The 26,886-nt window shown below is 69.5% G+C and carries 22 protein-coding genes; 10 read left to right on the forward strand and 12 right to left on the reverse strand.

Translation table 11 applies throughout. The features are described from left to right. Positions 1–117 precede the first annotated feature (117 nt). On the forward strand, positions 118–1,101 hold the full coding sequence (locus tag DMC61_RS34660; protein WP_370456439.1) for a M14 family zinc carboxypeptidase: 984 nt from the start codon (positions 118–120) through the stop codon (positions 1,099–1,101). A gap of 59 nt (positions 1,102–1,160) precedes the next feature. Here the strand turns inward: DMC61_RS34660 and DMC61_RS34665 are convergent, their stop codons facing one another. The 4 genes from DMC61_RS34665 to DMC61_RS34680 all read right to left on the reverse strand — a co-directional run bounded on the left by DMC61_RS34665 (position 1,161) and on the right by DMC61_RS34680 (position 6,255). Beyond that, positions 1,161–4,505, reverse strand: coding sequence for a phosphodiester glycosidase family protein (locus tag DMC61_RS34665; protein ID WP_125694732.1), 3,345 nt, complete (start codon positions 4,503–4,505; stop codon positions 1,161–1,163). 127 nt (positions 4,506–4,632) lie between these two features. Then, positions 4,633–5,376 (reverse strand): maleylpyruvate isomerase family mycothiol-dependent enzyme, encoded by a 744-nt coding sequence (locus DMC61_RS34670; protein ID WP_125694663.1) that lies wholly within the window; start codon positions 5,374–5,376, stop codon positions 4,633–4,635. Between the two features lie 56 nt (positions 5,377–5,432). Continuing rightward, positions 5,433–5,843, reverse strand: a complete 411-nt coding sequence (gene ndk / locus DMC61_RS34675; RefSeq protein ID WP_005158515.1) for a nucleoside-diphosphate kinase — start codon at positions 5,841–5,843, stop codon at positions 5,433–5,435. 64 nt (positions 5,844–5,907) lie between these two features. Beyond that, complete coding sequence (locus DMC61_RS34680; protein WP_125694665.1) at positions 5,908–6,255, reverse strand: helix-turn-helix domain-containing protein; 348 nt, start codon at positions 6,253–6,255, stop codon at positions 5,908–5,910. 111 nt (positions 6,256–6,366) lie between these two features. On the opposite strand from DMC61_RS34680, the gene DMC61_RS34685 reads away from it, so the two are divergent. Beyond that, the gene (locus DMC61_RS34685) at positions 6,367–7,260 is read left to right on the forward strand and encodes an NAD(P)-dependent oxidoreductase (protein WP_125694667.1); all 894 of its coding nucleotides are present in this window, start codon (positions 6,367–6,369) and stop codon (positions 7,258–7,260) included. Here DMC61_RS34685 and DMC61_RS34690 read toward each other — a convergent pair. The 3 genes from DMC61_RS34690 to DMC61_RS34700 all read right to left on the reverse strand — a co-directional run bounded on the left by DMC61_RS34690 (position 7,214) and on the right by DMC61_RS34700 (position 11,009). Then, the gene (locus DMC61_RS34690) at positions 7,214–8,770 is read right to left on the reverse strand and encodes an alkaline phosphatase (RefSeq protein WP_125694669.1); all 1,557 of its coding nucleotides are present in this window, start codon (positions 8,768–8,770) and stop codon (positions 7,214–7,216) included. The genes DMC61_RS34685 and DMC61_RS34690 overlap by 47 nt on opposite strands. Before the next feature lie 167 nt (positions 8,771–8,937). Then, positions 8,938–9,336, reverse strand: coding sequence for a DUF4233 domain-containing protein (locus tag DMC61_RS34695; protein WP_125694671.1), 399 nt, complete (start codon positions 9,334–9,336; stop codon positions 8,938–8,940). After that, on the reverse strand, positions 9,333–11,009 hold the full coding sequence (locus DMC61_RS34700; RefSeq protein WP_125694674.1) for a folylpolyglutamate synthase/dihydrofolate synthase family protein: 1,677 nt from the start codon (positions 11,007–11,009) through the stop codon (positions 9,333–9,335). Before DMC61_RS34700 ends, DMC61_RS34695 begins: the two co-directional genes overlap by 4 nt. Before the next feature lie 70 nt (positions 11,010–11,079). On the opposite strand from DMC61_RS34700, the gene DMC61_RS34705 reads away from it, so the two are divergent. Together DMC61_RS34705 and DMC61_RS34710 are read left to right on the forward strand one after the other, a co-directional pair. Further along, on the forward strand, positions 11,080–11,709 hold the full coding sequence (locus DMC61_RS34705; RefSeq protein ID WP_125694676.1) for a bifunctional 2-polyprenyl-6-hydroxyphenol methylase/3-demethylubiquinol 3-O-methyltransferase UbiG: 630 nt from the start codon (positions 11,080–11,082) through the stop codon (positions 11,707–11,709). 107 nt (positions 11,710–11,816) lie between these two features. Next, positions 11,817–12,692 (forward strand): SGNH/GDSL hydrolase family protein, encoded by an 876-nt coding sequence (locus tag DMC61_RS34710; RefSeq protein ID WP_125694678.1) that lies wholly within the window; start codon positions 11,817–11,819, stop codon positions 12,690–12,692. Between the two features lie 60 nt (positions 12,693–12,752). Here the strand turns inward: DMC61_RS34710 and DMC61_RS34715 are convergent, their stop codons facing one another. Continuing rightward, a complete protein-coding gene (locus tag DMC61_RS34715; protein ID WP_125694680.1) occupies positions 12,753–15,386 on the reverse strand; it encodes a valine--tRNA ligase in 2,634 nt (877 codons plus the stop codon). Positions 15,387–15,493: 107 nt separating this feature from the next. Here DMC61_RS34715 and DMC61_RS34720 point away from each other — a divergent pair, with 107 nt between their 5' ends. From DMC61_RS34720 to DMC61_RS34740, 5 genes are all read left to right on the forward strand, one after another. After that, complete coding sequence (locus DMC61_RS34720) at positions 15,494–16,471, forward strand: hypothetical protein (protein ID WP_125694682.1); 978 nt, start codon at positions 15,494–15,496, stop codon at positions 16,469–16,471. Positions 16,472–16,501: 30 nt separating this feature from the next. Further along, positions 16,502–16,828, forward strand: coding sequence for a hypothetical protein (locus tag DMC61_RS34725; RefSeq protein ID WP_125694684.1), 327 nt, complete (start codon positions 16,502–16,504; stop codon positions 16,826–16,828). 43 nt (positions 16,829–16,871) lie between these two features. Then, positions 16,872–19,178 carry an FdhF/YdeP family oxidoreductase gene (locus tag DMC61_RS34730; protein ID WP_125694686.1) on the forward strand — a complete coding sequence of 769 codons (2,307 nt, stop codon included), beginning with the start codon at positions 16,872–16,874 and terminating at the stop codon, positions 19,176–19,178. Positions 19,179–19,215: 37 nt separating this feature from the next. After that, positions 19,216–20,784, forward strand: a complete 1,569-nt coding sequence (locus tag DMC61_RS34735; RefSeq protein WP_125694688.1) for an SMI1/KNR4 family protein — start codon at positions 19,216–19,218, stop codon at positions 20,782–20,784. An 81-nt stretch (positions 20,785–20,865) separates the two neighbouring features. Beyond that, complete coding sequence (locus DMC61_RS34740; protein ID WP_125694690.1) at positions 20,866–21,753, forward strand: hypothetical protein; 888 nt, start codon at positions 20,866–20,868, stop codon at positions 21,751–21,753. Positions 21,754–21,759: 6 nt separating this feature from the next. Here the strand turns inward: DMC61_RS34740 and DMC61_RS34745 are convergent, their stop codons facing one another. From DMC61_RS34745 to DMC61_RS34755, 4 genes are read right to left on the reverse strand one after another with little or no spacing between them, the layout of a single operon-like run. Then, positions 21,760–23,163: an LCP family protein gene (locus tag DMC61_RS34745; RefSeq protein WP_125694692.1), complete on the reverse strand. Its 1,404-nt coding sequence runs from the start codon at positions 23,161–23,163 to the stop codon at positions 21,760–21,762. Between the two features lie 48 nt (positions 23,164–23,211). Further along, positions 23,212–23,955, reverse strand: coding sequence for an SDR family NAD(P)-dependent oxidoreductase (locus DMC61_RS34750; protein WP_125694694.1), 744 nt, complete (start codon positions 23,953–23,955; stop codon positions 23,212–23,214). 14 nt (positions 23,956–23,969) lie between these two features. After that, the gene (locus DMC61_RS41980; RefSeq protein WP_255355414.1) at positions 23,970–24,098 is read right to left on the reverse strand and encodes a hypothetical protein; all 129 of its coding nucleotides are present in this window, start codon (positions 24,096–24,098) and stop codon (positions 23,970–23,972) included. Beyond that, positions 24,095–25,456, reverse strand: a complete 1,362-nt coding sequence (locus tag DMC61_RS34755; RefSeq protein ID WP_125694696.1) for an OFA family MFS transporter — start codon at positions 25,454–25,456, stop codon at positions 24,095–24,097. Before DMC61_RS34755 ends, DMC61_RS41980 begins: the two co-directional genes overlap by 4 nt. A gap of 101 nt (positions 25,457–25,557) precedes the next feature. On the opposite strand from DMC61_RS34755, the gene fdhD reads away from it, so the two are divergent. Then, complete coding sequence (gene fdhD / locus DMC61_RS34760; RefSeq protein ID WP_125694698.1) at positions 25,558–26,388, forward strand: formate dehydrogenase accessory sulfurtransferase FdhD; 831 nt, start codon at positions 25,558–25,560, stop codon at positions 26,386–26,388. Positions 26,389–26,886: the final 498 nt, after the last annotated feature.

A 26,886-nucleotide genomic window follows, 5' to 3' on the forward strand; every position in this document is an offset into this window, starting at 1 on the left:
GTAGGCACCCTAGGACCTGCCACCGACAAAATTCGACCGGTTTATCCGTGCCCTTGTCGGCCGTTGCCCGCTCGTCGATACTCACCGACCATGAGTCTCAAGCCCAAAATCGCCCTGTTGTCCGTTTTTGTCAGCGCCGGGCTCCTGATCGCGCCCGCCGCGCAGGCGGCCGAGACCCGTGCGGCCACTGTGGACCCGCGGCCGTCCACCGCCAAGCTGGCCTTCGAACTGCACAAGCTGGCGGCGCTCAGCCACGGGAAGATCCGCGTGGACAAGATCGGCCGCAGCAACGAGGGCCGTCCGGTGTGGGCGGCCAGGGTCGGCCACGGCAAGACCCGGATCCAGTACGTCACCCAGCAGCATGGCGACGAGCCGCTCGGCACGCCCGCCGCGCTCGGATTCCTGCGCGAGGTCGGCGTCGGGAACAGCGCGTGGGCGCGGAAGCTGCTGGCGAAGGTGACCGTCGACATCGTCGTGCGCGCCAACCCCGACGGGCACGAGCGCGACTGGCGCTACAACTACGACCCGGACGCCACTCCCGAATACGGTGAGAAGGGCAAAGGGTACGACATCAACCGCTACCACGACCCGGCCGTCGCGCCCAAGGACAATCCGGCCACCGAAGCGGGCCTGATCCAGCGGCGGAACGCGGAGTTCAAGCCGGACATCATGGTCGACTACCACATGCAGGGCCGGTACCAGGACGCGAACGGAAAGGAGATCACCGCTTCGACGATGTGGCCGACACATCCGGGCGTGAAACCGTCCGATGTGGACTTCGCGAAGCAGATCGCGGTCGTGGTGCAGCGGTCGATCGACGGTAACGGCGGCTACGTCTCGCAGTATCCGGGCGGTTCGTACCAGGGCATCGCGCGCAACGGGTACGGGCTGCTCGGCAACGGCAGCGTGCTGATCGAACTGAGCCTCATCCCGGAGCGGGAACAGCAGCAGATCCAGGACGCCAAGGCCTCGATGCTCGCGATCGCGCGGGCCGCGGCCGACGGTTCGGTGCGGAGCGTGGACCCGGCCGCCGCCGACGCGATCCCGCCGCGGGGTCCGGCGCTGCCGGGTACGGTCGAAGAGGCGCACGAAGCCGCCTGACGCGTGCTAGGAACGGTCCTTTCCTTGCGAAATTTGCAAGGAAAGGACCGTTCATTGCATCAGCGGACGGTGACCGAGAGGCTCTTCGTCACCCCATTGACGGTCACCGAGAGGTTCGCCGTCCCCGGCCGCAACGCGGTCAGCACCCCGCTCGCCGGGTCGTACGACGCGACGTCCCACGGCATCGCGGGCAGGAATCCGCCGGCGACGTGCGTACCCCAGCCGCCCTTCCAGTCCGCGCTGACCGGGTACGAAACCGGCACCTGACGCGCTCCCTGCGTCACCACCGCCCGGATGTCCGCCTTCTCGCCGCGCGCCAGCGAGGCGGGCCCGGACAGCGTCAGCGCGTCGACGTTCGGCCGCGTCTCGAACCGCACCGGCTGCGCCTTGTCCCCCGGCTCGAACCGGACCATCGTCCAGCCGACGAACCCGCCGTCACCCGGAGCCGCCGCGGGCGATTTCCCGGAGTTGCCGTTCACCAGATACGGCACGCCGTCGACGCGCGAGAGGTTGAAAACGCCCGCGTGCGAGGCGATCGCGGCCGCCTGCTTGCCCGACTCACGCTCGAAGGCGGTCAGCCAGCCGGTCAGCATGGCCGCTTCCTTGCGGTCGGCCAGCTGCGAATTCCCGGTGGGACTCGGGTCCTTCACCGGATGGTGCATCGCGACGACGACACCGCGGATCCGCCGGTCCGTCTTCGCCCCGTCGAGCGCCTCGCGCAGCATCCGGATCTGATCGAACCCGCCCGCGCGCAGCGATCCGCGCGAGGAATCCATCAGCACCAGCCGGATCCCGGCGATGTCGGCGACGCGATGGGTCTCCCCGAACGCCGCCTGGAACTCCGCGAGCCCGTGCCCGCCGTCGGCCTCGTGGTTGCCCGGAACGTAGTACCAGGGCGCCTTGCCGACGAGCTCTTCATCGATGACCGACTTCGCCAGCACGAAATCGGCGGCCGTCCCCCTGTCGACGAAGTCGCCGTTGATCAGCACGAGATCCGGTTTCGCCGCCACTGCCTCGCGCAGCGCGCGCCGGGCCTGGGCGACCAGCGGGCCGTCCGGCTGGTCGGCGGTGAACTGCGCGTCGCTGACCACGGCGATCCGCAGGCCGCCGGTCGCGGCGCCGTCGGTGATCAGCGCCGGGTCACGCGGCGCCGGGTCGGCGGGGACGGCGGCCGCGGGCGCGACCTCGAAGGTGAGGTCGTCGAAGACCAGCCGCCCTTCGTACTGCTGGACGGGAACGTTCTCGACGGCATAGAACTTCGTCAGCCGCTGCCCGTCGGGGAGCCCGGCGGGGATGGCAGCGCGGACGTAGCGCCAGCCCGTCCAGTCGACGCTCAGCGACAGGTCCACGACGGACGGGACGTTGGCGGCGTCACGGAGTTCCGCTCGCAGCCAAGCACCCTTCGCGTCGCCGTTGACCCACAGGCCGACGCGCTGGGTGCCGGGCGGCAACGCGAGCGGCGGCGCCGAGTTGACGTACGCCGCGCGCGTGGCGTTGGTCCCGTTCAGCCGGTAGTCCAGCGCGAGACCGCGACCGCCGTCGCGGCCGGGTGCCTCGGAGAGCGCGGCGCCGACGACGGCCGGGAAGACGCTGGCGGTCCAGCCCGCCGGGCCGTCCAGCGGTGCCGCGACACGGGATTCCGTGCCGACGGAGGCCGCCAGATGCGTCACCTTCCCGCCCGCGGTGGCGGTGATCGCCGAAGCGCCCGACGCCTTGAGCGCGGTGACCGCGAACCCGTCACCGGACGGTTCGATCTTCACCACGGCGGGGTCGTAGTCGAGTTTGACGTCGTCGGGCTCGATCCATGTGCCGTAACCGTCGGCGTCGTAGCCGAACACCTTGAACGTGCTCTTCGCGCCTTCGCCGGACAACGCGACCTGCTCGGTGCTCGTGCCCAGCCGGACCGGTGAGCCGAGGACGTTCAGTGTGGTCTTGCCCATGACGCCGCCACGTTTCGCCAGGACGTCGACGTTCGCGGGCGCGTCGGGCCGGAGCCGGTCGGCGTGCGCGGTGAACACGCCGTCGGTCACGGTGCCGCGGAAGGGATTCGTGCTGAGCCACTGGACGTGGGCGTCGACGGCGGCGCCGGTCTCGTCGTGGCCACCGGCGACGAGCTTCCGCGTCAGCCCGGAGAGCACACGGGTCGCGTCGGCGGTGTCCTGTGCGGGGGCGGGCGCGAATCCGGTCAGGCGCCCGCTTCCCGGCACGGTGGCGACGCCGATCCCGTTGGGCACCAGGCGTTCCCCGCCGTCCGACGGCGAATTGCGCACCAGCGGCGACTGCTCGCCCTGCTCGCGGGCGAGCATCGTCGAGGAGCCGCCGCCGTCGAGGTTGAGGGCGTCGTCCGCGCCGAGCGACTTCATGTGCCGGGCGAGTTCGAGTTCGGTCATGCCGCGGCTGTCCGCCTGGCGGCCGTCGACCGTGGCCAGCCACATCTTCGTGCCGTCGGCGGAGAACCCGACCGCGGTCCGGGGGTGCATGGCGACGTTGTCGACCGGCTGGACCGCGCCGTCACGCAGCAGGACCTTGTTCCCGCCGACAGAGACGGACAGCTTGCCCGCGTCACTCTTCGGCGCGTACGCGACGCCCACCTTGTCGCCGGGCGTCAAGCCGGACAACGAGTCCACGCCGCCGTCACGTGCGAGCAGGATCGTCGCTCCCGCGGCGATCGGGCCGTCGGCGGGCTGTGGCCGCACCTGCGTGACGACGCCGTCGGAAACCTCGACCTCGACGACACGTTGGGCGCCCGCGACCGAGGTCCGCCGCGACGACGCGCCCCACAACGGCGTGTAGACGCCGATCGCGTCGCCGCTCAGCACGGGGCTGTTGAAGTTCGAGGCGGGCACGACCTTGCCGTCGGGCAGGGTCACCGACGCTTCGAGGAACACCTCCGCGAGCCGTGCCTTGCCTTCTTCGGTGATCGACGCGGTCAGGTTGTGGCCGCGCGCCGGGGCCGTCTGGAGTTTCCCGGCGTCGACGCCGACGCCGATGGGCGCGCCGGAGGCGTTGATGTCGAAGAAGTCCCCGTTGACCCCGGCGACCGCGCCGGCCCTGGCGACCTGCTGCGAAAGCGGCGTCCGCGCGGAAACCGTGCCGGGGCTGAGGTAGGTCGGTTTGAGGGTCTTGCTGGTGAGATCGACGGCGAGGGTGTCGCCGCGGATCCAGCCCGCCGGGTCGTAGCGGTCGAACTCGGTGAGGCTCAGCCCCGGCGCCACGCGCGAAGTCGCGCTGGTGGTGACGAGCCCGTCGTCGGGCGCGGCCACGGCGTACGCGGACGGGCCCTCCTTCGCCGAAGAGGCCGCTGGGGCGGCTTCGACGGGCGCCGGGCCGAGCGGAGCGGCCAAGGGATCGGCGTGCGCCGGTGCGGCGACGAACAATCCGGGCAGCAGGGCAGCGAGCAGCAATAGGCGTGAATTTCTCACGAATTACCCCACGATCGAGTGATAGGCAGCATCGCTCAGCACAGCGGACGCGAGCCGCCAGGAGAAGGCCCCGAGGTGAACGTGAACCGAACGGCGTAGGGCGCGAAGGTCAGGGCGTGACCGGCCCGGCGAGGAAGGCTTTCGCCGCCGCGGCGTCACCGGTGATTTCGAGCCCCGCCCCGTCGAGCTCGATCCGTTGCCACAGCAGCAAGTCCAGCGCTTCCGCGCTCCCCGCGACGACGGCGCCCGCTGCTTCGGCGGGGTCTGCCTGCCGCGAGCCGGGGACGTCGGTTTCGCCCGGCGGTGTGATCAACCAGGCGTGTCCGGTGTCGGATGTCTTCAGCAGCAACGGAACGGTGACCGTCGGCGGGGTGTGCCAGCGCTTCACCTTCGGCAGCATGCCGAGGAGGACCTCGTCCACGCCGTCGGCGGCGAGGTTCGGGTCCAGGGTGTATCCGGTCCCTGCCGCGCGGTGCGCGTCGAGCAGGTGCACCGCGGTCTCGTGGACCTGGCGGCGGAACCAGAAGGCTTTGGTCTTGGCGGCCGCGGTGAAGTTCCAGGCGCCGTCTTCCGGGGAGGACCCGCGCAGCGCCCCGATGAGGTCTTCGGCGCTTTCGCGGTACCAGGCGGCGAGGTCCGCACCGGGTTCGTCCTCGAAGCTCTGCGGGGCGAGCTCACCGGTACGCACGATCCCGGCCGCCCAGCGGTGGACGTTGCCGAGGTGGACGACCAGGTCACGCAGGCGCCAATCACCGCAGCACGGCACGGGCGCGGCGTGGTCCCCGGTGCTCGCCACCCGCGCGAAACCGGTGGTGAGCTCCCGCAGGCGCTCCAGGTACTCGTCCGGTGTCATCGCGGCTCCCCCGGGTTCGTGGACGGCGCGGCTTCCCCGCGCCGTCCACGAGTGTGTCAGACCTCGGGGAACCAGAGCTTGAGCTCGCGCTCGGCCGACTCCGGGGAGTCCGAACCGTGCACCAGGTTGTACTGGGTCTCCAGCGCGAAGTCGCCGCGCAGGGTGCCGGGGGTGGCCTTCTCGACCGGGTCGGTGCCGCCGGCGAGCTGACGGAAGGCGGCGATGGCGCGCGGGCCCTCGACGGCGATCGCGACCAGCGGGCCCGAGGTGATGAACTCGAGGAGGTCGCCGAAGAACGGGCGCTCCTTGTGCTCGGCGTAGTGCTCCTCGGCGACCGAGCGCTCGACGGTGCGCAGTTCGAGGGCGGCGAGCTTCAGGCCCTTGCGCTCGATGCGAGCGATGACCTCGCCGACGAGGCCGCGCGCGACGCCATCGGGCTTGACGAGGACCAGCGTGCGTTCAGTCACGGCGGTATTTCTCCTTGGGTGGGATTCGTGCTATTCGCCCGGAGCCTACTGGGTGCTTCGCGGCTCACTTCACGTCGGACCAGGGAATGGCCTCGATGCGCCCGAGGTGCTCCTCGCCCCACTCCCCGAGCGCGGCCATCGCGGTGTTGAGGGAATCCCCGAACTCCGTCAGCGAATACTCCACCTTCGGCGGAACCTGGTGGTACACCTCGCGATGCAGCAGCCCGGTGGTCTCCATCTCGCGCAACTGCAGGATCAGCACCCGCTCGCTGATGCCGGGTACCGCGCGCCGCAGCTCCCCGAAACGCAGCGGCCCGTCCTGGAGTGCGAACAGGATGAGCCCTTTCCATTTGCCGCCCACGACGGCTATCGCGGCGTCGAGGCCGCAGGTGAACGTGCGGTTCTTGGTCATCGGTCACTTACCTTTTTGTCGGTACCCGGCAAAATAGTAGGTACTTGATCGAATGTACGCGACCGCCCAGCATGGAGTCATCCCGAAGATTTCCTTTGACTGGAGCGAAAAATGCCGAAGACACCGGTGACCGTCGTGGGCCTCGGCTCGATGGGCTCGGCCCTCGCGGGCGCTTTCCTCGCGGCCGGGCATCCGACCACCGTGTGGAACAGGACGGCCTCGAAGGCCGATCCTCTCGTCGCACGCGGGGCGATCCTGGCCGCGACGGCCGACGACGCGGTGCGGGCGAGCCCGTTGATCATCGCCTGCCTGACGACTTACGAAGACACACGCGCGGCCTTGGAAGCGGCCTCACTGACCGGACGTGCTTTGGTCACCTTGAACAGCGGCTCCCCGGCCGAAGCACGCCGGATGGCCGACTGGGCAAAGGATCGCGGCGCGCGCTACCTCGACGGCGCGATCAAGAACGTGCCGTCGGCCGTGGGAGCGCCGGACACGCTGCTGTACTACGGCGGCGACAAGACCGTCTTCGACGAGCACCGGGAAACGTTGCGGGTGCTGGGCGGCGACACCGTCCACCTCGGCGAGGACACCGATCTCGCGGCGCTGTACGAAACGGCCGTCGGCGGCACCCTGTTGCCCGCGCTGGTCGGGTTCTTCCAGGGTGCCGCCGCGCTGCGGTCGCGCGGGCTCGAAGCCTCGACGCTCCTGCCGTACGCCACCAAGTGGTTCGAGATGATCATCTCGGTGCTTCCGACGCTCACCAAGGAAATCGACAGCGGCGACTACTCGGATCCCGCGTCCTCGGTGGACATCTTCCACGCCGGCGCCGCCGCCGACCTCGGGCTGGCCGAGGAAGGCGTCGACGTCGCGTGGCAGCTGCCGATGCACGACCTCGTGCGGCGGGCCGTCGAGGCCGGGTACGGCGATCGCAGCATCTCGGTCCTGACCGAACTGCTCAGCGTTGGGGCCACAGGGTCTTCGACCACAGCGAAGCGCCCGTAGCGTCCCTCAGGTCGACCGTGAGCGCGCCGCTCCGCCCGTCGATGTTCACCTCGCCGAAGTGCTGGAAGCCGTCGGCGGGCGAGGCGTTCGCGGCGGGCGGGGCGTGCACGAACACCGCTTCCGGCCCGAAGGTCGGGTCGAGTTTGTTCGGGCCGAACGCGCCGGCGTTGAGCGGGCCGGAGACGAACTCCCAGAACGGGTCGAACTCGGTGAAGGAAGCGCGATCCGGCGAGTAGTGGTGCGCCGCGGTGTAGTGCACGTCGGCGGTCAGCCAGACGACGTTGCGCACCCGGCGCCGCGAGATCTCCCGCAGCACCCAGGCGAGTTCGGTCTCGCGACCGCCGGGCGCGCCGGGAAGACCGTTGGCGACGCCCTCGATGGCCTTGCCGTCCGGGACGGTGAGCCCGACCGGGAGATCGGCCTGGATGATCTTCCAGGTCGCGGTGCTGCGGTCGAGCGCGTCGACGAGCCAGCGGGCCTGGTGATCGCCGAGGATGCGGCCAGGCTTGGTCTGGTCCGAGGTGTTGGCGTCCTTGTAGGTCCGCATGTCCAGTACGAAGACCTCGGCGCGGGAACCGTGCCGGAAGTTGCGGTAGACGCGGCCGTCGACGGCCTGGCGCCGGTCGATCGGGTGCCATTCGTGGAACGCCTGGAACGCGCGGGCGGCGAGGACGTCGACGCGCTTCTCGGTGTATTCGGGACGGTCGTCGAGGACCTCCCCGGGGTACCAGTTGTTCACGACTTCGTGGTCGTCCCACTGGACATAGGCGGGCACGTTCGCGGTGAAGCGCTTGAGGTTCTCGTCGAGGAGGTTGTAGGCGAACTGTCCGCGGTACTCGTCGAGCGTCTCGGCGACCTTCGACTTCTCCGGGGTGACGATGTTGCGCCACACCCGCCCGCCGGGCAGCGCGACGGTCTCGGTGAGCGGGCCGTCGGCGTAGACCGTGTCTCCACAGTGGAGGAACAGGTCCGGACGGCGGTCGGCCATCGCGCGGTAGATCGTCATCCCGCCGAGTTCGGGGTTGATGCCCCAGTTCTGCCCGGCGACGTCACCGGACCACAGCAGCCGGACGTCGGAGCGGCCGACGGGGGCGGTCGTGAAACGGCCGGTGACGGCCTCGCTGCGGGTGCGGCCGTCGAGGTCCTCCGCGGTCACGCGGTAGTGGACTTCGGTCCCCGGCATGAGCCCCGCGACGCGGACCTTGCCCGTACCGCCGGTCTCCGGGCTCATCACCGGGCCGCGCACGCGGCGCGCGTGCCGGAACGACGGGTCCCGGGAGACCTCCACGATCAGCCGCGACGGCCGGTCGGCGCGCGACCAGACGATGCCGGAACCGGTGGTGACGTCGCCGGACTGGACACCGTGGGTGAGCACCGGGCGGTCGCGGCGGAGCAGCGGGACCGGGTTCGCGGTCGCGGTTCCGGGGAGGAGCAGGCCGCCCGCGACCGCTCCGGCGCCGGTGAGACCGGCTTTGAGCAGCGTGCGGCGGTTGTGGTGGGTTGCGGTCATGGCGCGGTTCTATCCCGCGGCCACGGCCGGTGGGCCAACGGCGGTTTGCGCGGTGATGAACGAACTCGTGAGTGGCGATGTCACGTGACTGACTGGACGACACGCGTGATCGGCTTTAGGTAGCCAAGACACGGACGGTTCTAACCGTCTTCACCACTCACGAGGCGCTACTGCGGTTGCTGCTGCTGACTCGGCAGCGTCCCCGCCGCCATCCGCCGCGCCACGTCCCGCCGCAGCCACAGCAGCCACAGCCAGATCCCGAGGAAGATCACCCCGAGGATCGCCACGGCGGGCAGCGCGACGAAGAACGCGATCAGCGCGACCTGCAGCACCAGCACCGCGGGCACCGCCCAGGGCTTCTTCAGGAAACCGCACAGCACGATCAGCGCGACCGCGATCACGATCACCGACCAGCCGGTGAACGAGCCGACCCCGCCGCCGAGTTTCGCCACCACCGGCAGCGCGAGCGCCACGGTGATGCCCTCCATGATCAGCGAACCGGCCATCACCCCGCGGAAGGACTTCATCGGGTCCTTGGCGGGCGGCTTCGGGGTCTCGTCGGTCACGCCGGCTCCTTACCGAACAGGGTCCTGGCCTCGCCCGCGGTGACGACGGAGCCGGTGACCAGCACGCCGCCGCCCGCCAGCGGTTCCTCGGGGTCGTCGCTCTGCTCGACGAGGCCGATGGCGGTCTCGATCGCGGCGTCCAGGCTGGGCTCGGCCACGACCCGGTCTTCGCCGAAGATCGAGATGGCGATGTCGTTGAGTTCGTCGAGCGGCATCGCGCGCGGGGACGAGTTCCTGGTGACGACGATCTCGGTCACCACCGGTTCGAGGGCGTCCAGGATGCCGCGCGCGTCCTTCTCCGCCATCACGCCGACCACGGCCGCGAGACGGCGGAAGGCGAACTCCTCGGCGACAGTGGTCGCGAGTGCCTTCGCGCCGTGCGGGTTGTGGGCGGCGTCGAGCAGCACGGTCGGGGCGGCGCGGACGCGCTCCAGCCTGCCGGGGGTCTCGACCTCGGCGAAGGCCTCGCGAACGGCCTCGATGACCAACTGCTTGTCCTTGCCCGCGCCGAAGAACGCCTCGACGGCGGCCAGCGCCAGAGCGGCGTTGGCGGCCTGGTGCGCGCCGTGCAGCGGCAGGAAGATCTCGTCGTAGACACCGCCGAGGCCCTGCAGCTTCAGCATCTGCCCGCCGACGGCGACCTCGCGCTCCAGCACGCCGAACTCGCTGCCCGCACGGGCGACGCTCGCGTCGACCTCGATGGCGCGTTCCAGCAGGACTTTCTGCACTTCGGGGTCCTGCTCCGCGATGACCGCGACACTGCCCGGCTTGATGATCCCGGCCTTCTCCACCGCGGCCTTGACCGGGGAGCCGCCGAAGTACTCGACGTGGTCGACGCCGATCGGCGTGATGACGGCGACGTCACCGTCCACGACGTTGGTGGCGTCCCAGGAGCCGCCGAGCCCGGTCTCGATGACCGCGGCTTCGACGGGCGCGTCGGCGAAGGCCGCGAACGCCATCCCGGTGAGCACTTCGAACTTGCTCATCGGCACCGCGTCCGGGCCGCCGGCGTTGTCCACCATGGTCACGTACGGCGCGACGTCGCGGTACAGGTCGACGTACGCGGCGGCGGAGATGGGGGCGCCGTCGAGCGCGATCCGCTCGGTGACCAGTTGCAGATGCGGGCTCGTGTACCGGCCGACGCGCAGGCCCATGCGGGTCAGCAGCGCGTCGATCATCCGGGTGGTCGAGCCCTTGCCGTTGGTCCCGGCGACGTGCAGCACCGGGTAGCCGCGGTGCGGTTCACCCATGAGGTTGACCAGGGCCGCGATCCGGGCGAGGGACGGCTCGATCTTGGTCTCGGGCCAGCGCTGGTTCAGCTCGGCCTCGACGGCGAGCAGTTCGCGGCGCGCCTGCTGCCCGTTGGGGTCGGACGGGGCGAACTCGTCGCCCTGGTCGTCCAGTTCGTGCAGTTCCACGTCCTCCGCGGCGACGAGGTCCGGCACGGGCCCGAGCGCGAGGTTGTCCCCCAGCTGCCCGATCCCGCCGATGCCGCCCCGCGCACCGCCGCCCGCCTGGTACGCGGCGTCGGGTGCGTCCAGATCCGGGTCGGTGTCGTCGGACGGATCGTGGGCGCGGGCCCCCAATTCGTCGACACCGGCGAAACTGTCCAGATCTGCCAGGTCCGGGGATTCCCTGAAATCTTCGGAATCCCGGCCGTCACCTCGCGGCACGAACTCTCCTCTTAGCCTTGCTGCCTGTCACGCCGAGTCTACGTGCGGCTTTTCCTGGCACTCTCGACGCATGGGGTTCAACCACAACGACCACTATCACCCGCTGCTGCTCGACCAGTTGCCTCCCGGGCCCGGCGTGGCGCTGGACGTGGGCTGCGGCAGCGGGCGGTTCGCGCGGCGGCTCGCGGCGACCGGGATGCACGTCGAGGCGATCGACCGGTCCGGTCCGATGATCGACCTCGCCCGCGCCGCCGGCTCGCCGGGCCCCGGCACGATCTCGTACCGGCAGGCCGACGTGGTCGCCGAGAAGCTGCCGGACGAGGCGTACGACTTCATCTCCTGCCTCGCGATGCTCCACCACGTGCCGTTCGACACGGTCACCAAGCTGCGTGACGCGCTGGTCCCCGGCGGGGTGCTCGCCGTGCTCGGCCTCGGCAGGCCCAGCACCGTCGCCGACTACGCGCGCGCTCTCGTGGCCTCACCGGTGAACGCGCTGGCCAGGGTGGTCGTGTACGCGGCCGACCGGCTGAACGGCGGCGCCGACCCCCTGCCGACGGCGCCGATCGTGGAGACCTTCCCGCCGATGAACCGCGTCCGGCGCGACGCGGCCCGCCTGCTGCCCGGCAGCAAGGTCCGGAACCTGCTCTTCTTCCGTTATCTGCTCGTCTACCGGCGGCCCGAAGACGATCACCCGATGTGACACCCCAAGCGGGTGAAACCGGCGCTCGACCACCCGATCGGCGGCGCCGACGGGGGCGGATCCGGTTCATTTTTGAGAGGCCATCCAGTCCGGAGATCGGGGTCCTCATGCGCTACAGACGCGTCCTGTTCGCGGCCGTCTCGACCGTCGTCCTGCTGATCGCCTCCGCCACGGCGGCCACCGCCACCACGCGGTCCTACCGGAATTACGTCGCGCTGGGTGATTCCTACACCTCCGGACCGCTCATCCCGCTCCCCCGCCTCGATCCGCTCTTCTGCGGCAAGTCGACGCAGAACTACCCGTCGATGCTCGCCTCCGCGCTGCGAGTCCGCTCCTTCACCGACATCAGCTGCGGTGGCGCCGACACCACCAACATGACGCAGCGCCAAAGCGTGACCCTCGGCAGCAACCCGCCCCAGTTCAGCGCCCTGCGCGCGAACACCGACCTGGTGACGGTCGGTATCGGCGGCAACGACTACGGCGTCTTCGGCACGCTCGTCGGCACCTGCCCGTCGCTGCGGGCGAGCGATCCCACCGGGAACCCTTGCCAGGACAGGTTCACCGTCGGCGGTGTCGACACCATCAAGGCCAAGATCGCCGACACCGGCAAGAACGTCGAGAAGGTGCTGGCCGGGATCCACGCCCGCTCGCCGCGCGCCGAGGTGCTCGTCATCGGCTACCCGCGGATCGCGCCGGAACGCGGGTACTGCCCGAAGATCCTGCCCTTCGCCGAGGGCGACTACGCGTGGCTCAACGACGTCGAGAAGGCGCTGAACTCGGCGATCGAGAAGGCCGTCGCGGCCGACGGCAAGGCGACCTTCGTGGACACCTTCGGACCGTCCGCCGGACACGACGCGTGCGCGAAGAACGGGGCCGCGTGGATCAACGGGCAGCACACGAAACTGCTCGCCGCGGCGGCTTACCACCCGTATCGCACCGGGATGGCGGGCGTGGCCGCGGTGGTCCTCCGTCACCTCCGCTGAATGCAAGGAACGGTCCTTTCCTCGCAAAATTTGCGAGGAAAGGACCGTTCCTGGCGTTCGTCAGGAGGCGGGGAGGGCGGCCAGCCGGGCGTTGATGCGCTCGATGTCCGCGACCGCGGTCTCCTTGCGGGCCCGGATCTTGTCGATCACCGGCTCCGGCGCCTTGTCGATGAAGGCCTGGTTGCCGAGCTTGACCTCGGCCTGCGCCAGTTCCTTCTCCGCCACGCCGAGGTCCTTCTGCAGACGCTTGCGCTCCGCGGCGACGTCGATCGTGCCGGACAGGTCCAGCTCGACGGTCACCACACCGGCCGACAGCCCGACCTCGAGCGACGCGCTCGGCGCGAAGCCCTCTTCGGGCTGGGTCAGCCGGACGAGCGAGCGGATCGGCTCGTCGTGCCCGGTCAGCTCGGCGAACCCGTCGCCGGACAGCCGTGCGGCCACCTTCTGGCTGGGCTTGAGGCCCTGGTCCGCGCGGAACCGCCGCACCTCGGTGACCAGCTTCTGCACGTCCGCGATCCGCTTGTCCGCCACGGCGTCGGCGTACGAGGCGTCGGCCACCGGCCACGGGGCGATCACCAGCGACTCGCGGCTGGTCAGCGCCGTCCACAGCTTTTCGGTGATGAACGGGATGAACGGGTGCAGCAGCTTCAGCACGGTGTCGAACACGTGCCCCAGCACCGCGCGCGTCGCCGTCACGCGGGCCTCGTCACCCTGGAAGACCTGGACCTTCGACAGCTCCAGGTACCAGTCGCACAGCTCGGTCCAGGTGAACTGGTAGAGCGTGTCGGTGGCCTTCGCGAACTGGTAGTCCGCCAGGTAGCCGGTGACCTCGTCGACGACGTTGCCGAGCCTGCCGAGGATCCAGCGGTCGGCTTCGGTGAGTTCGGCGGCCGGCGGCAGCGGGGCGTTGGCGTCCGCGCCGTTCATCATCGCGAACTTGGTGGCGTTCCAGAGCTTCGTGGTGAAGTTCCGGGAGCCCGCGACCCACTCCTCGCCGATCGGCACGTCGGTGCCCGGGTTGGCGCCCCGCGTGAGGGTGAAGCGCAGCGCGTCGGTGCCGTAGGCGTCCATCCACTCGATGGGGTCGACGCCGTTGCCCGCGGTCTTCGACATCTTCTTGCCGAACTGGTCACGGACCATGCCGTGCAGCGCGATGGTCTTGAACGGCGCCTCGCCGGTGGCGTAGAGGCCGAACATCATCATCCGCACGACCCAGAAGAACAGGATGTCGTAGCCGGTGACCAGCACCGACGTCGGATAGAACTTGTTCAGGTCCGGGGTCTTCTCCGGCCAGCCGAGGGTGGAGAACGGCCACAGGCCCGACGAGAACCAGGTGTCGAGGACGTCCGGGTCCTGGGTCCAGCCCTCGCCCGAGGGCGGCTCCTCGTCCGGTCCGACGCAGACGACCTCGTCGTTCGGGCCGTACCAGACCGGGATGCGGTGGCCCCACCACAGCTGACGCGAGATGCACCAGTCGTGCAGGTTGTCGACCCAGTCGAAGTAGCGCTTCTCCATCTCCGCCGGGTGGACGTCGACCCGGCCGTCGCGCACCGCGTCGCCCGCCGCCTTCGCGAGCGGGCCGACCTTGACGAACCACTGCAGCGAAAGCCGCGGCTCGATCGGCTCCTTCGAGCGCTCCGAGTGCCCGACGCTGTGCAGGTACGGGCGCTTCTCCGCGACGATGCGGCCCTGCTCGCGCAGCTTCTCGCGCACCGCGACACGGGCCTCGAAGCGGTCCATGCCGTCGAACTCGGTGCCGGTGCCGTCGATCCGGCCCTGCTCGTCCATGATCGTGATCATCGGCAGGTCGTGCCGCTGGCCGATCTCGAAGTCGTTCGGGTCGTGCGCGGGGGTCACCTTGACCGCGCCGGTGCCGAACTCCGGGTCGACGTGCTTGTCCGCGACGATCGGGATCTTGCGCCCGGTCAGCGGCAGCTCGACCTCGGTGCCGATGAGGTGGGTGTAGCGCTCGTCGTCCGGGTGGACCGCGACGGCGGTGTCGCCGAGCATCGTCTCCATCCGGGTGGTGGCCACGACGATCGCGTTCTCGCCGTCGCCGTAACGCATCGAGACGAGTTCGCCTTCGACCTCTTCGTGCTTCACCTCGGCGTCGGACAGCACCGACCGCAGCTCCGGCGACCAGTTGACCAGGCGCTCGGCGCGGTAGATCAGGCCGTCGTCGAAGAGCTTCTTGAAGATAGTGTTGACGGCCTTGGACAGGCCGTCGTCCATGGTGAACCGCTCACGGGTCCAGTCCACACCCTCGCCGAGGCGCTTCATCTGGGCGAGGATCTTGCCGCCGTGCTCGTTCTTCCACTGCCAGACGCGCTCCACGAAGGCCTCGCGGCCGAGTTCGCGGCGGCTGGTGCCTTCGGCGCGGAGCTGCTTCTCGACCAGCGCGTGGACCGCGATGCTCGCGTGGTCCATCCCCGGCAGGTACAGCGTCTCGTCGCCGAGCATGCGGTGGTAGCGGGTGATGGCGTCGATCAGCGTGTGCTCGAACGCGTGCCCGATGTGCAGCGAACCGGTCACGTTCGGGGGCGGGATGACTACCGTGAACGGCGGCTTGTCCGACGTGGGGTCGGCCGTGAAGTAGCCGGCGTCTACCCAACGCTGGTAGAGCGAGGCTTCTTCGTCGGCCGGGTTCCAGGTACCCGGAAGGTCGGTCTGCTGCGGCTGGGCGTTCTCGGTCACAGTTGACAAGTCTACGAACCCCCTCTATCGACTTCCTCACCGGCCGTAACGCCCGCCGTTCCCAGCCGATGAGGGGATGTCGTCACGCACTGGGGAGGGGCGGGTTCTTGGAGGACGCGCGGTTGGAGACGCATCCGGATCTGATGGATCCGGAGTGGCGCAAACGAGCCGAACGCGAGGCTCGGCTCGGCGCGAAGAAGGATCTCAAACGGCGACGGAAGCAGCGGCCGCGCCGCCGGTTCCGGATGACCCGCAAGGTCGTCGTGGTCCTGTTCGTGATCGGGACCGTGGCATTGCTCGGGGCCGCGGCGGTCGTCGTGCACCAGCTGCGGGGAAGCTCCGTTCCCGCGCCGCAGCCTCCGAAGGCGGCCCCGGTGCTCACCGGCGTCGACCTCGATCGGCCGTTCGACCGCACGCCCGCCGCGAACTGGCGTGAAGGTCTGGCCGGGATCACCGTGCCGCCGGGGCAGGCCGTCGGCGGCTTCACCGCGCAAGAGGTCGACGCCGCGTACCGGAAGGTGACGGAGGCCATCACGGCCGCGCGGCTCGGCTCCCGGGCGCTGCGGGACCACGACGGTTCGGAACTGCTCGCCCTGCTGGCCCCGAACGAGCGCGCCCAGATCCACGAGATGCTCACCAGTGGTCCCACCGTCGAGAAGAACCGGTACCTGACCCTCATCGGGCAGAAGGCGCTGTCGAAGGCTCCCCCGCGGATGACCGGCGCGCTGACGGTGAAGTCCGGCGGCAAAGGCGAGCTGGTCATCCACGCGAGCTACACGACCGCTTACGCCTTCGACGCACGCCCGGGCGAGGCATTGTCGCCGTCGGACATCGTCCCCTTCCTCCGCGAAGAACAGGACTACGTGATCCGCAAGGCGCCGCCGTTCGCGAAGGCCGACGCCGGGCTCTCCTTCGGGGAAGGCAGGGGTTACCGCTCACACATGGCCTGCGACGCGGCCAGGGCCGGGATCCTCGCACCCCAGTACGCTGGCAAGGACAGCACCGTCGCCGGCACACCTCCCGTCGACGAGACCAGCACCTACGACCCGACGAAACCCCTCCCGTCGAGGGACACCTGCCGGTAGTCGGCCGAAATCCTGGGGAAGAGGACCGAGATGGACGAAGAGGACCGGCGGATCGAGACCCATCCGGATCTGATGAATCCGGACTGGCAGAAACACGCCGAACGCGACGCCTGGCTGGGTGCGAAGAAGGAACTCAAGAAGAAGCGTCGCAGGCAGCAGAAGGCCGCCGCGGCCTCCGGGGGCGGCTACTCCGCGCCGGGGACGAGCCGGTGGCCGGGTATCGCGGCGCTCGTCGGCCTGATCGTGCTGGTCGTGGCCGCGGTGACGGTGAACGCGGTGCAGGAACGCGGCGTCAACGAGACACCTTGGTTCCCGCTCGACGAGTCGCAGATCACCAGGATCGTCACCGACGCCTGACCCCTCGGTCGCGCGCGAAGACGGCAAGGCGCACGATGGGGTCATGACCCGCGAAGCACCCGCGAACGACGTTGACGAGACACAGCTCGAGGTCGGGAAACCGAAGAGCTGGGCGGCCGGGATCCCCGGTGTCGCCGTCTCCCTGATGCGCGGCATGGAGCAGATGGGCGCCGCGCGCACCGTGAAGACGCTGCGCCTGCTGAACCAGCGCGACGGCTTCGACTGTCCCGGTTGCGCCTGGCCGGAGCCTCGCGAGGTCGACGGCGAGCACCGCAAGCTCGCGGAGTTCTGTGAGAACGGGGCGAAGGCCGTCGCCGAGGAGGCGACGAAGCGCCGCGTCGGCCGCGAGTTCTTCGCCGCGCATTCCATCCACGAGCTGGCGGACAAGACGGACTACTGGCTCGGCCAGCAGGGCCGCATCACCGAGCCGTTCGTGCTGCGCGAAGGGGCTTCGCACTACGAGCCGATCTCCTGGGACGACGCGTTCACGCTGGTCGCGGACGAGCTGCGGGCGCTGAGCGACCCGAACGAGGCGATCTTCTACACCTCCGGCCGCACCAGCAACGAGGCCGCGTTCCTCTACCAGCTGCTCGTGCGCTCCTACGGCACCAACAATCTGCCGGACTGCTCCAACATGTGCCACGAGTCCTCCGGTGCGGCGCTCGCGGCCACGACCGGGATCGGCAAGGGCTCGGTGTCGCTCGCCGACATCCACAAGGCGGACCTGATCGTGGTGGTCGGCCAGAACCCGGGCACGAACCACCCGCGCATGCTGTCCGCGCTGGAGGAGGCCAAGGGCAACGGCGCGAAGATCGTGGCGGTCAACCCACTGCCCGAGGCCGGCCTGATGCGGTTCAAGAACCCGCAGAACGTCCGCGGTGTGATCGGCAAGGGCACCCCGCTGGCCGACGAGTTCGCGCAGATCCGGCTCGGTGGCGACCTCGCGCTGTTCCAGGCGATCGGGCATCTGCTGCTGAAGTGGGAGCAGGAAACCCCCGGCACGATCGTCGACCACGCGTTCATCGAGTCGTCGTCCGAGGGCTTCGAGGACTACGCGAAGCATCTGCGGGAGATCGACTGGGCCGAGGTCGATGCCGCGACCGGGCTGCCGCGTGAGCAGATCGAGCGGCTGGCGCGGATGATCGCGACGTCGAAGCGGACCATCTACTGCTGGGCGATGGGGCTGACCCAGCACAAGCACGCGGTGCAGACCATCTCCGAGGTCGCGAACCTGGCGCTGGTGCGCGGCATGATCGGCGAGCCGGGCGCGGGCCTGTGCCCCGTGCGCGGGCACTCCAACGTCCAGGGCGACCGGACGATGGGCATCTGGGAGAAGATGCCGGAGTCGTTCATGGACAGCCTCGACGCCGAGTTCGGCATCAAGGTGCCGCGAGACCACGGTCACGACACCGTCGCCGCGATCCGCGCGATGCGGGACGGGCACGGCAAGGTCTTCTTCGCCGTCGGCGGCAATTTCGCTTCCGCCACACCGGATACTGAGCTGACCGAGAAGGCGCTCAAGTCGTGCTCGCTGACCGCGCACGTGTCGACGAAGCTCAACCGCTCGCACGTCGTGCCCGGCAAGACCGCGCTGATCCTGCCCACCCTCGGCCGCACCGAACGCGACGTCCAGGCCGGCGGCGAGCAGTTCGTCACCGTCGAGGACTCGATGTCGCAGGTGCACACCTCGCGCGGCAGGCTGACCCCGGCCAGTGAGCATCTGCTCTCCGAGGTCGCGATCATCTGCCATCTCGCGGAAGCCCTGCTCGGTGCCGGGCACGCCGTGCCGTGGCGGGACTTCCACGCCGACTACGACCTCATCCGCGACCGGATCGCCAAGGTCGTCCCCGGCTGCCACGACTACAACGCCCGCGTGCGTGAGCCGGACGGGTTCGTCCTCCCGCACGCACCGCGCGATTCGCGGCAGTTCAACGGAACCGCGAACGGCAAGGCGAACTTCACCGTCTCCGAACTCGAATACCCCCAGGTGCCCGAAGGCAGGCTGCTGTTGCAGACGATGCGCAGCCACGACCAGTACAACACCACCATCTACGGCCTTTCCGACCGTTACCGCGGCATCGAGGACGCGCGGCGCGTGGTGCTGGTCAACCCCGACGACCTGACCGCGCTCGGGCTGGCCGACGGCGCGATGGTCGACCTGGTCTCGGAATGGCGGGACGGCGACCGCCGGGCACCGCGGTTCCGGGTGGTCTCGTATCCGACGGCGAAGGGCTGCGCGGCCGCGTACTTCCCCGAGGCGAACGCGCTGGTGCCGCTGGATTCGGTGGCGGACAAGTCGAACACGCCGGTGTCGAAGGCGGTCGTGGTGCGGCTGGAGCCGGTGGCTTAGCGGTTTCTTGTCGGTCCCTCCCGCTAGGTTCACGACCATGAACCCTGGGGACATCGGCCGCGAGATGGCGCGCCTTCTGCGGGACAGCACGCGTTCGGTCGAGTTCACGAGCGCCGTGCTGCGCATCCACAACACCGGCGGCGAGCTCTCCATCCAGGCGGAGACCGACAGCGGCCGGTACCTCGATGCCGACATGACGGCGCTGGCGGACTTGTTCCTGCCCCTGCCCCCGTCGATCTACGAGGCGCGACTGAGCCACACCGGGGAGTACTCGTTCCTCGCCACACCGGACGTCGGCACCACGTCCCCGGCCTGGCTGGTGTTCGACGAGGACTTCCGCTACCCGGCACATCCGTTGCCGGGCATCATCCCGCTGCCCGGCCACTCGCGGGCGACGGGTGCCCCGACCGATCCGGCCGTGCTCGCCAGGGTCACGGCCCTCGCCACGGAATTCGCCGGGTTGTACGAGAAGATCAAGGGCCACGCGCCGTCCTGGGAGCCCGGCCGGACCGAAGCCGAACTCGCCGAGGCGGAGGCGCGGATCGGTGCACGGCTCCCGGAGGATCTTCGCGCGCTGTTCCGCGTGACGGACTGGGACAAGGAGTCCGGGTTGCTCGGCCGGTACGCCCACGACCCGCTCCACCTCCTCGTCGAGCGTTACCTCGAGGGCGCCCCCGGCTCCCACGGGTGGGAAGACCGGGTCACCGACGAGGGCGTGGTCTTCGAGACGTCGCCCCCGGGCCGGGTGAAACGCTTGTCCCGCAACGATTGGTGGATCACCTTCGGCAGCGATCACGCGGGCGATTTCGTCGTCGTCGATCTCGATCCGGCCGAAAACGGTGCCAGTGGCCAGATCCTCGAATGCGGAAGGAACGTCTGGGGCCCCATCCGGTACGTCGCCGCCTCGATCACCGAGATGCTGGAAGAAGTCATCCGTGCGCTGAAAGCCGGAGAGTACGACAACGACGAACCCGAGTCGCCCTATCTCATCGCCGACGCCTCCTTCCACGAGGAGTCCGGCCGGGCTCACGACCAAGTACTGACCAGGACGACGGATCTCGGCGAGGTCGAGGATCCGGAACTCGTCCAGGAGCTCTACCTCAACGACCCGGGCTCCGTGGATCTGGCGGTGCTGAACCCGTTGACGTCGTTGCGGCATCTTCGGGTCAACCGGGCCGATTCCGTCGTCGCGAACCTGTCCGGGTTCCCCTTCCTCGAAGCGGTGGAGATCGGGGCCGCCGAGGTGGATCTCACCGGGCTCGCCGGGCATCCCACCCTCTGGAGGCTTTCGCTCGCGGGAGTGAGGCATCCGATCGACTTCGGTCCGCTGGCCGGGCTGCCGGGGCTGATCAGGCTGGGGCTGGCCGGTCTCGACGTACCGGACCTGGAACGCGTCGGCGAACTGTCCTCGTTGCGTGTCCTCACCCTGGACGCCGGACAGGTCCGGCGGCTGCTGGACGCCGGTGTCACGCTGCCTTCGCTGGCCGCGATCGAGATCACCGGCGGAGCGCCGCTCGCGGAGATCGTGCGACTGCGCCGAAGGTTGCGTCCGGATGAGCCCGCTCCGAAGGTCGTCGAGGCTTCGGGCACGCTGGCCGCACCTTAAGCTGCCCGCTTGGCGGTGCCGCCCGGCGCCGGACGGGGTCCACCGTGAAATGGCCAACCCCTTTCGCGGAAAGGCCTTGCCATGTCACGAAGATCGACCTTGCGTTGCTTCGCCGCCCTGGCTTCGCTCCTGCTCGTCGCGGTGTTGCCCGGCGCGGCCACCGCCGCGGCGGGCGCACCGCCGCCGCTGCCCTTCGTCTCCCAGCTCGACCTGTCCTGCTACCGGACCGAAGGCTACAAACCGCCGCCGACGGAGCTCACCCTCAAGCACCTCAACCCCGTACTCGGGAACCTGCCGGTGGAGACGGTCAAGCTCGGTGAACGCCAACAACTGTGCGTGCCGGTGGCGAAGAACGGCGCGATCCCGCCGCCGGGGATCGTCGACTACGTCCGCTGGGTGGATCTGTCGTGCTACCGGATCGAAGGCCGTACGGTGGACTTCCCGCTGACGCTGAGCCATCTGAACCCGGTCGTGCAGAAGCTCGGCATCCAGGATTTGCACGTGACGATGTTGTCGCCCGAGCAGTTGTGCGTCCCGGTCGCGAAGAACGGCAAGCTGCCGCCACCGGAGATCCTGTCGTTCGTGCGGCATATCGACCTCGCGTGCTACACCCTGCGCGTCCTCGGCATCCCGACCATCCCGTTCCCGCTCACGCTCGGCCATCTCAACCCGGTGCTGGCCGATCGGCCGAAGGTGGACGTGAAGGTCGGCAACGCGCGGCAGTTGTGCGTCCCGGTGGCCAAACGCGGTGACGAGATCCCGCCCGAGGTGCTCGGCACCGTCCAGTGGCTGGATCTGGCGAAGGCGGACATCAGCACCGCGCCGAGCGTCGTCGGGCCGGTCACGCTGAAGCTGACCCACCTGAACCCGGTGCTGTCCCACTTCCCCAGCGAAGCGGCCGTCATCACCGAGCCGGTCCAGCTCGGCCTTCCGGTCGCCAAGAACGGGAAGATCCCGCCAAGGGAGTGACACGGCTCAGTCGATGCAGTCGGTGCCTTCGGCCGTGATCGGCTGCTGGCCGAGCGCACCGGCCGCGCCACCGCCCGCGGAGACGCCCGGTCCTTTGTAGACCTGGCCGAGGACGACCTCGACCTGGCCCGCCGCGACCGAATCGGCTTTCTGGACGTCCAGTCCGCCGAGCAGTTTCGCGATCTCCGCGGCGGGTCCGGCCGCGTCGCTGTACCGCACGACCGACGTCCGGCGGCCGGCCTCGGCCTTCGTGTCGCCCTTGCCGTATCCCTTCTCCGCCAACAGTTCCGAGACGCGCGCGGCGAGACCGTCCTTGCCGCTCGCGTTGACGACGTCGACCTTGGGCCCGGCGGGCGCCTGCGGGGTCGTGGGCTGCACGCCGATCAGCGAGGCGGCGAACGCGCGCACCTGGGCGGGATCCACCTGCACGGCGGTCCAGGTCGGATGCCGGGGGTCGTAGCGGTAGTCGGGGTTGACCACCGGGATGGTCTCGAACGCGATACCGCCGCCGGACACCCCGCGCATCTGCCGCACGAAGTCGAGCAGGTTCCACGAACCGTCGAGCACGACCGAACGCTTCACCGCCTCGATCAGGTCGGACACGCGCGCCGGGTTGGCGAGGGTCCCGCCGGAGAGCACCTGTTTCGCCAGCCCCGCGAGGAACACCTGCTGACGGCGGACGCGGTCGAGGTCGCTGCGCGGCAGGTTCTTGCGCTGGCGGACGAAGGCGAGCGCGTCGGCGCCCTGGATCGTCTGCGGCCCGGCGGGGAAGTTCGCGCCCGAATCGCGGTCCTTGGTGGCGTTCTTCAGGCAGACCTCGACGCCGCCGACGGCCTTGCTGATCTCGTAGAAGCTCAGCAGGTTGACCTCGGCGAAGTGGTCGATCTTGACGCCGCTGAGCTCTTCGACGGCCTTCAGGGTCGCCTTGCGCGCCGCGGTGATCGCCTGCTTGTTGATCTCGGCCTTGTCGGTCTTGCCCGCCGCGCGCTGCTCGTTCGCCGAGGCGAACTTGGTCCGGCCGAAGATCTCGTTGATCTTGCTCTTGTCCTTCGTGCCCGGCTGCGCGACCCAGGAGTCACGCGGGATCGAGAACGCCTTCACCGCCTGCTGGCCGTTGGGGATTCGGAGCACGATGAGGGTGTCGGTCAGGTCGTCGCCGTTCGCCCCGGCCCGCAGTTCCCGCAGGATCTCCGGCGGGAGCGGCCGGTCCTGGTTGTCGGTGCGCGCGTCGCGTCCGACCAGCAGGATGTCCAGCGAACCGTCGGCGGGCTGCTCCCCCGGATCCGGCGCCTCGATCACGTCCTCGCGGGTGATGCCGTCGAGCGACTCCAGCGTCGTGTATCCGTACGCGGTCCCGCCGAACACCGCCACCGCGAGCGCGGCGACCAGGACCTTCCCCAGCTTGTGCACGTTCCATAGACGCGCGGGAGACCGTCAGCGCTGCATCAGTGATCCAGTTCACATCCGCAGATGCGACGCGCCGTTCAGGTCGAGGATCGCCCCGGACGCCCACGCGGCCTCGCCGGAGGCCAGGTAGAGCACCGCGGAGGCGACCTCCTCGGGAGTGCCGACCCGGCCGAACGGACTCTCGCCCCGCGCGCCTTCGACCTTCGCCGCGACCCGGTCGGTCGCGGTGAAACCGGGCGCGACCGAGGTCACGGCGATCCCGTGCGGGGCGAGGGCGACGGCGAGCGACTGCCCCAGCGAGTGCAGCGCCGCCTTGCTCGCGCCGTACGCCGGGAACTCGGGCTCGCCCTTGAAGGCTCCCCGCGAGCCGATGTTGACCACGCGGCCGGGCGCGCCGCGCTGGATCATGTGCCGCGCCACGCAGTAGGTCACGTTCGCGGTGCCGAGCACGTTGACGTCGAGCATCCGCCGCCAGACCCGCTGCCAGTCCGCATAGGACACTTCGGCGATCGGATGGGCCGAAGCCGCGGACGGCGCGAAGGCGGCGTTGTTCACGAGGACGTCGACTCCGCCCACCAGTGCCTCGGCCTCGTCGGCGACCCGTTGTGCCACTTCGGGTTCCGCAAGGTCGCCTTGGATCAGGCCGTGCCCGGAACCGGGCAATTCGCCGAGGGTTCGCTCGGCTTCCTCCCGCTTCGAGGCGTAGTGGACGGCGACACGGTCGCCCTTTTCCGCGAAGGCACGGGCGATAGCGCGGCCGATGCCGCGCGACGCCCCGGTGACCAGAACTCCCACGAGCCGACCCTACTTCAGCCGCCGAAGAGCTGGACCACCTTGCGGAACAGTTCGTAGACGCCGTAGGCGAACGGGAGCGCGACCCACAGCCACGCGAAGACCATCAGCCCGGTGCGGCGGCGTTCGGGAGCCTGTTCGGTCATCGGGCCTCACTCCTCGCGGGCTCGCCGGACGACGCCGGCTCGTGGTACTTCGGGTTGACCGGGCGCACCAGCTCGTTCGCGATGAAACCGACGACCAGCAGGCCGATCATGATGAACAGCGACGTCGAGTACAGCTCCGGGCCGACCTTGCCCGCCGCCTTCTGGCTGTCGGCGATGGCGTTGACGATCAGCGGCCCGAGCACGCCCGCCATCGACCACGCGGTCAGCAGCCTGCCGTGGATCGCGCCCACCTGGTAGGTGCCGAAGAGGTCCTTCAGATACGCCGGCACGGTCGCGAAGCCGCCGCCGTAGAAGGACAGGATCAGCATCGCGCACAGGACGAACACGAGCTTCGAGGCGTTGGTGGTCAGCGCGATCACCAGGTACAGCAGGGCGCCGACGCCGAGGTAGAGCCGGTAGATGTTCTTGCGCCCCACCAGGTCCGAAGTGGACGACCAGACGAACCGGCCGAGCATGTTGGTCAGCGAGAGCAACGCGACGAATCCGGCCGCGGCGGCGGTGCCGACCGGGGTCGAGGTCTCGCGGAAGAAGTCCGCGATCATCGGCGAGGCCTTCTCCAGGATGCCGATGCCCGCGGTCACGTTGAAGCACAGGACCACCCAGAGGAGCCAGAACTGCGGCGTCCTGATGGCGTTGCGCGCCGACACGTTCGCGGTGGTGATCATTGCGTTGCCGTGGTCGGTCTTCGGTTCCCAGCCCTTCGGCTTCCAGTCGTCGGCGGGGACCCGCACCAGCAGGATGCCGAGGGTCATGAAGACGGCGTAGACCAGGCCGTGCACGAGGAAGGCGGTCGCGACCGTCCCGATGGACCACGGCGCCGCGCCCAGCATCTGCGAAGACCACGGGGAGGCGATCAGCGCGCCGCCGCCGAAGCCCATGATCGCGATGCCGGTGGCCATGCCGGGCCGGTCCGGGAACCATTTGATCAGGGTCGAAACCGGGGAGATGTAGCCGATCCCGAGCCCGATGCCGCCGATCCCGCCCCAGCCGAGGACGACGAGCCAGTACTGCGAGGTCGCCACGCCGAGCGCGGAGAGCAGGAAGCCCGAGCTGAAACAGACCATCGAGACGAACATCGCCCAGCGCGGCCCGTTGCGTTCGACCAGCGTCCCGCCGAAGGCCGCCGACAGCCCGAGCATCACGATGCCGAGCTGGAACGGCAGCGCGCTCTCCGTCCCGGTGAGGCCGAGAGTCTTCTCCAGCGGCGGTTTGAAGACGCTCCACGCGTACGCCTGGCCGATCGAGAGGTGGACGGCCAGCGCGGCGGGCGGCACCAGCCAGCGGCTCCAGCCCGGTGATGCGACGATGCGGGAACGGTCCAGGAAGCCGACAGCCATCCGGCGCCTCCGTACTCTGAGGATGTGCACTGGGAATGTATTACTTAATTCCCGACGTTGCAGTATCCAAGTGTCGAATTATCGGTCAGAAGGGTGGACAAGTGGGCAGGGTGACGGTGCGGCGTCCGGTGCGGAAGATCTCCGCGACCAAGGACGTGCGGCGGCCCGACGCGCTCGCGGCCGAAGAGCCGCTTGAGATCCGCGTCGGTGGCAAGGCACTCGCGGTCACCATGCGGACACCCGGCAACGACGTCGAACTGGCGCACGGGTTCCTGCTGTCCGAAGGCGTGCTCGCCTCGCGTGAGGACGTCGCGGTCGCGCGGTACTGCGACGGCGTCGACGACCAAGGCCGCAACACCTACAACGTCCTGGACATCGCGCTGGCCGAAGGGGTCGCCCCGCCGGAGACCGGCGTCGAGCGGAACTTCTACACCACGTCCTCGTGCGGCGTCTGCGGCAAGGCCGCGCTCGACGCGGTGAAGCTGAAAAGCCGGTTTTCCCCGGAGAAGTCCGAATTCGCGGTGAGCACCGACGTGCTGGCGAAGCTCCCGGACACCCTCCGCGCGCACCAGAAGGTGTTCTCCAGCACCGGCGGGCTGCACGCGGCCGCCCTGTTCGACGGAGACGGGAACCTCGCCGTCGTCCGCGAGGACGTCGGCAGGCACAACGCCGTCGACAAGGTGCTGGGCTGGGCGCTGCAGGAGGGCCGGATCCCCGCGGCGGACACCGGGCTGCTGGTGTCCGGCCGCGCCTCGTTCGAACTGGTGCAGAAGGCCGCCATGGCCGGGATCGGGCTGCTGGCGGCCGTCTCCGCGCCGTCGTCGCTGGCCGCGGAACTGGCCGAGGAGAACGGCATGACGCTCATCGGTTTCCTGCGCGGCGACAGCATGAACCTCTACAGCGGCGAACAGCGCGTGCTCGGCCTCGACTGAGCGTGGCGAGGACGGCTGGAACCGTCCTCCTGCAGCTACTGGCCCGAAGTCCGTGAAGGCGTGACTCGCGTGATCAGGCACGTGACTCGCGTGACTGAAAGCCGCACTCAGGTGTCCCGCCTTCCTGCACGCGAGATCCGCCTTCAATCACGTGAGTGCGGTGCCGCATCGCGACCCACCGTACCGTCCTCGCCTCACGAGCCTTTATTCCAGCGGTTTCGCGTGACCAGATGGACGGCACACGTGATTGCGTGGACGACACCCGTGATTGGACGGACGGCTCGCGGTGGGGCTCGGCCGCGAGCGCGCCGTCCCGCTGATCACGAGTGTCGTCCTTCTGATCACGCGTGCCGTCCACGCAATCACGCGAATGGAGTTTCCCCCGGATACCGGACACGGGGTTTCACGCGGCTTGTTGGTGACTGTAGCTGGTTCGGGTTTCGTGGGGTGTTCGGTGGCCGACTGTCGAATGTAGACGGTTGTGGTTGTAGTAGTGGA

It is taken from the genome of Amycolatopsis sp. WAC 04169 (assembly GCF_003947535.1).
Taxonomy (GTDB): Bacteria; Actinomycetota; Actinomycetes; order Mycobacteriales; family Pseudonocardiaceae; genus Amycolatopsis; species Amycolatopsis keratiniphila.

Excerpts from the sequence above, each read along its gene's own strand:
- DMC61_RS34740 (WP_125694690.1), top strand. The coding sequence starts at position 20,866 with ATGTCACGAAGATCGACCTTGCGTTGCTTCGCCGCCCTGGCTTCGCTC.
- DMC61_RS34730 (WP_125694686.1), top strand. The coding sequence starts at position 16,872 with ATGACCCGCGAAGCACCCGCGAACGACGTTGACGAGACACAGCTCGAG.
- DMC61_RS34735 (WP_125694688.1), top strand. The coding sequence starts at position 19,216 with ATGAACCCTGGGGACATCGGCCGCGAGATGGCGCGCCTTCTGCGGGAC.
- DMC61_RS34690 (WP_125694669.1), bottom strand. The coding sequence starts at position 8,770 with ATGACCGCAACCCACCACAACCGCCGCACGCTGCTCAAAGCCGGTCTC.
- DMC61_RS34685 (WP_125694667.1), top strand. The coding sequence starts at position 6,367 with ATGCCGAAGACACCGGTGACCGTCGTGGGCCTCGGCTCGATGGGCTCG.
- DMC61_RS34755 (WP_125694696.1), bottom strand. The coding sequence starts at position 25,456 with ATGGCTGTCGGCTTCCTGGACCGTTCCCGCATCGTCGCATCACCGGGC.
- DMC61_RS34725 (WP_125694684.1), top strand. The coding sequence starts at position 16,502 with ATGGACGAAGAGGACCGGCGGATCGAGACCCATCCGGATCTGATGAAT.
- DMC61_RS34705 (WP_125694676.1), top strand. The coding sequence starts at position 11,080 with ATGGGGTTCAACCACAACGACCACTATCACCCGCTGCTGCTCGACCAG.
- DMC61_RS41980 (WP_255355414.1), bottom strand. The coding sequence starts at position 24,098 with ATGACCGAACAGGCTCCCGAACGCCGCCGCACCGGGCTGATGGTCTTC.
- DMC61_RS34670 (WP_125694663.1), bottom strand. The coding sequence starts at position 5,376 with ATGACACCGGACGAGTACCTGGAGCGCCTGCGGGAGCTCACCACCGGT.
- DMC61_RS34710 (WP_125694678.1), top strand. The coding sequence starts at position 11,817 with ATGCGCTACAGACGCGTCCTGTTCGCGGCCGTCTCGACCGTCGTCCTG.
- DMC61_RS34680 (WP_125694665.1), bottom strand. The coding sequence starts at position 6,255 with ATGACCAAGAACCGCACGTTCACCTGCGGCCTCGACGCCGCGATAGCC.